The organism is Lactonifactor sp. BIOML-A5, from assembly GCF_009677585.1.
Classification (GTDB): Bacteria; Bacillota; Clostridia; order Lachnospirales; family Lachnospiraceae; genus Lactonifactor.
In genome coordinates this window covers 1-3,959 of sequence record NZ_WKYV01000059.1, presented here as the reverse complement: position 1 = coordinate 3,959, position 3,959 = coordinate 1, and the positions used below count along the sequence as shown (strand labels likewise).

General features: G+C 47.2%; 6 protein-coding genes and 1 tRNA gene. 6 read left to right on the top strand and 1 reads right to left on the bottom strand.

Annotation, left to right across the window (positions count from 1 at the left end; translation table 11 throughout):
- From GKG41_RS23235 to GKG41_RS23955, 6 genes are all read left to right on the top strand, one after another.
- The coding region (locus tag GKG41_RS23235; RefSeq protein ID WP_347563395.1) for a hypothetical protein at positions 1 to 822 on the top strand (822 nt) is incomplete at its 5' end.
- Positions 823 to 844: 22 nt separating this feature from the next.
- Positions 845 to 1,108, top strand: coding sequence for a hypothetical protein (locus tag GKG41_RS22975; protein WP_154263231.1), 264 nt, complete (start codon positions 845 to 847; stop codon positions 1,106 to 1,108).
- Complete coding sequence (locus GKG41_RS22970; RefSeq protein ID WP_154263228.1) at positions 1,108 to 1,245, top strand: hypothetical protein; 138 nt, start codon at positions 1,108 to 1,110, stop codon at positions 1,243 to 1,245. Before GKG41_RS22975 ends, GKG41_RS22970 begins: the two co-directional genes overlap by 1 nt.
- Positions 1,246 to 1,333: 88 nt before the next feature.
- A complete protein-coding gene (locus tag GKG41_RS22965) occupies positions 1,334 to 1,780 on the top strand; it encodes a phage holin family protein (RefSeq protein ID WP_154263225.1) in 447 nt (148 codons plus the stop codon).
- A 30-nt stretch (positions 1,781 to 1,810) separates the two neighbouring features.
- Entirely contained in the window at positions 1,811 to 2,014 is a 204-nt protein-coding gene (locus GKG41_RS22960) for a hypothetical protein (RefSeq protein ID WP_154257769.1), read from the top strand.
- On the top strand, positions 2,002 to 3,348 hold the full coding sequence (locus GKG41_RS23955; protein ID WP_347563394.1) for an N-acetylmuramoyl-L-alanine amidase: 1,347 nt from the start codon (positions 2,002 to 2,004) through the stop codon (positions 3,346 to 3,348). Before GKG41_RS22960 ends, GKG41_RS23955 begins: the two co-directional genes overlap by 13 nt.
- A 194-nt stretch (positions 3,349 to 3,542) precedes the next feature.
- Here GKG41_RS23955 and GKG41_RS22945 read toward each other — a convergent pair.
- Positions 3,543 to 3,616, bottom strand: a tRNA-Pro gene (locus GKG41_RS22945).
- Between the last annotated feature and the right edge of the window lie 343 nt (positions 3,617 to 3,959).

Here is a 3,959-nt window from a genome sequence, read left to right as displayed (position 1 = left end):
GAGGGCAGCTTGTACGACGTATCAGCCGCAACCTACATCATGGATGACGCCCAAGTAATGGACGTGGCGGCGGACAAACTAAGCAGCATTGCTGGGGCAAAACCAGCCAGCGGTAAGACACAGCAGCTTACAAGGGTAAATGCAGAAAAGCTAGCGCAGAATCGTGGTTCAGGCTGGCATGGAGACACCATCAAAGCGGAATCGGCTAATCAGTTACTTATGGCAATAGAACTGGGAACCATGAACATCCAGGCGGCTATCGGGAATGGCGTTGTATCTATACCGGATACGCAAAGCACCGAAAATAATAGCATTGTTACTGGTGGCACATCTAACTTAGGAAGTACAACCGGCATGGCAAATGGAGACAACGGAAAAGTATCTGTGTCCTATCGTGGCATGGAGAATCTATGGGGCAATATCTGGCAGCAGGTCTACGGGGTTAATATCTGGGGTGACGGAACCATGAAAGGCGGCATCCCTTATATCTGCAAAGATTACAATTTCGCAGAAAGCAAGAATACTGGCAACTATGAAAGCGCAGGATTTACGCTAAGTAACACAAACGGCTATATATCGGCAATGGGATATTCGGAGGAATATGATTGGTTATTCCTGCCATCCGAAACGTTAGGAAATAATTCCTTACCCGTTGGTGATTATTTGTATATTACACCGAACCTGAATGGTTACCGTATCGCTCTATTGGGCGGTAGTTGGACTTATGGCGGTTATGCGGGTGCTTTCTATTGGCATCTGGGTAACGGTGTCGGTGATCGGGGTCGGACTGTCGGCGGTCGCTTGGTGTATGTACCACAATAACAATTTGAAAGGAGAACACACAATGGCAAGATTTTTACACATGCAACCAGGAAAGACCGAGGGGAAATACATCCCGGTTATCACAAACCAAAGAGTAGATGGCCAATGCTGGGAATTAGAAGAGGGCGGAATCATGCATGATACCGTTACCCCTGCGGCAGAGGTTAGGCTACAATCCCAGCTTAACGCCGTCCAAGAGGCCCAGGCATCCATGCAGGAGTCCCAGTCAATCACGGACCAGGCAGTGCAGGATTTAATCATCACGACAATGGGAGGTGCAGTATAATGGCAGCATTTCTGGCGAAGAGAATCATTGACGGGTATATGACAAAGGAGCAGGTCCCGGCAGCTTTACGGGATGCAGTGTATGCGCTGTTGCCGCAGGAGCCAGAGGAACCGGTAGAGGTACCAGCAGAAGCCTAGAAAGGCGGTGATCCGATACATCTCCCGTAGAGACGCCGGGTGAAGCGTCTTATTTTAGTGCAAATGACTTGAAAGAGAGGATAAGAAGATGAAAGTAATTGACACATACAATGCAGTAGTGGGGGCAGTGGTTGCTGTCCTCTCGATGGTTTTCGGGGAGCACTGGATCTTGTTTATGGCGTTCCTGATGCTTAACATAGCGGACTGGTTTACCGGGTGGATGAAAAGCCGCATGGCCCACAAAGAGAACTCAGTGGCCGGCTGGAAAGGTGTCCTGAAAAAGCTGGGATACTGGCTAATGATTATGGTTGCATTTGTTGCCAGCTCAGTATTTATAGAGATTGGGAATGTGCTGGGAATCAACCTGCAGGTGACTACTTTACTGGGCTGGTTCGTACTGGCCTCCCTGCTGGTGAATGAAATCCGGTCTATATGTGAGAATTTTGTGGAAGCCGGGTTTAATGTACCTATGATACTGCAAAAGGGGCTAGAAGTGGCAGATAAAGCAATTAATAAGGAGACAGGGGACCAGTAATAGGTCCTCTTTTTGATGGAGGAATCACAGATGAAATTTAGAAAAAAGCCGGTTGTGATTGAAGCGTATCAAACAGACCAGGAGCTTATTATTCAGACGATGGAGGGACCATTAAAAGCTTCGCCTGGAGACTGGATTATCACTGGAATACGCGGGGAACAGTATCCATGCAAACCAGATATATTTGAAAAGACATATGAACCTGTTGGGGAGGGAAATCTATGGGAACATTAATCATGGGAACCGCCCTGGCAACGGTGGAGCAGATGCGATCCTACATTCGCCGGGTTAACCCTAGTGTGCCACAGAAGGTTATTGACATGCTGCCGTTTTACCTATCCGAAGGACAGGCCGAGGGGGTCAGGGGTGATATTGCATTCTGTCAGAGCTGTATAGAGACGGGTAATTTCGGTTTTAAGGGGTCAGCGGTGACCCTGGACCAAAACAACTTTGCTGGGATCGGCGTCACCAGCAATGGCATGAAAGGAAATAGCTGGGATACGCCGCAATTAGGCATCCGGGCGCAGGTGCAGCACCTGAAAGCCTATGGAAGCACAGAACCGTTGGAGCAGGATTGTGTAGATCCCAGGTTCGAGTATGTAAAGCGGAACTCGGCTCCATTCGTTGAATGGCTAGGAATACAGGAGAATCCGTTGAAAAGCGGATGGGCGAAAGGGAAGAACTACGGCAACAAGATTTTGACAGTACTAGAAAGCGTACTGCAGGAAGATAAAGGAGACAATGCCATGAGAGTATTTTTAAGCGTAGGACACAGTATATTAAAATCCGGGGCTTGTACAAGTGCAAGTGGAGAGGTGCAGGAATATGCCTACTGTAAGGCCCTGGCACCATACGTGAAAAAGTATCTGGAACAGGCCGGGGCATCCGTTGACCTGGTTATTTGCCCGGAGGGACAATTCAGTAAGGCGGCAGATGAACGGGACTATAAGATTCCCAGGGAGAATGCCGGGAACTATGACCTTGCCTGTGAGCTTCACCTAAACTGTTTTAACGGGGCTGCAAGGGGCACAGAGACGTATTATAAGACCAGCCGGGGAAAAGTGTATGCAGACCGAGTGAACGCAAAATTAGCTACCCTATTCCCTGACCGGGGAGTAAAGACACAAAATCTGTATATGTTGAATCAGACGAAAGCGCCAGCAATTTTGATTGAAGTCTTTTTCTGCGATTCAAAGGCAGATTATCTGACAGCTAAAAACGAAGGATACGACAAAATAGGCCGGCTGATTGCCGAAGGAATCATGGGAAAAACCATCAGCTCAAGTGATAAAGTAGGATGGATACAGCAGAATGGCCGCTGGTGGTACAGGCACGCAGATGGCTCCTACACTAAGTCGGGCTGGGAGAAGATAGGCGGCACCTGGTATTACTTCGATGCGGCCGGCTGGATGAAAACCGGATGGGTGCTGCTAGGGGATAAGTGGTATTACCTGAAATCCTCCGGGGCTATGGCATCTGATGAGATAGTCAAACTTGGAAAAGAGACATTCTATCTGACACCTGAGGGACACATGGGAACTACGAACAGCAGAGGTGCATTGGTATAAGAAGAAAGCCCGGGGATTATCTCCCTGGGCTGTTTTTGGTTTGATAAGCATGTTTTGGCTATTAATATAGAAGGAATTTATGTTAGTCAAATGTTAGTCAAGAATAAAAAAGCACTCCCCGTAAAAGGAATGCTTTTCTTTTGTTTACGGCTAAAGCCCGCATAAATACGGGCTTTGTGCCCCTGCCAAGGTAGTCGAAGCGACGTGATTCGAACACGCGACCTCTGCGTCCCGAACGCAGCGCTCTACCAAACTGAGCCACGCTTCGATGTTCAGCAACTAATATTATATAGGGTGGGATAACAAATGTCAATGTTTTTATACAAAAATTTCTGCACGTATTTCCGCATTGCTATTTGGCAAAAATAGTAGTATTCTAACAGCAGAATAGCAATAGACTATAGCAAAACATGTCGAAGTGAAGCTCCTGGTGCCTTCTATACTATGCGAATATGATACGATGCCGCTTCAAAAGGTACACCTTTTATTTCGGCCTTTACCATACAGAATTTGCCGTCCCTTTGGGCGGTTTTTTTACTATGAAACAAAAACCATCGGATAGCCAAAAAAGCGCATACTATCCCTATTAAACTTTTAATCGTCCATTTTGA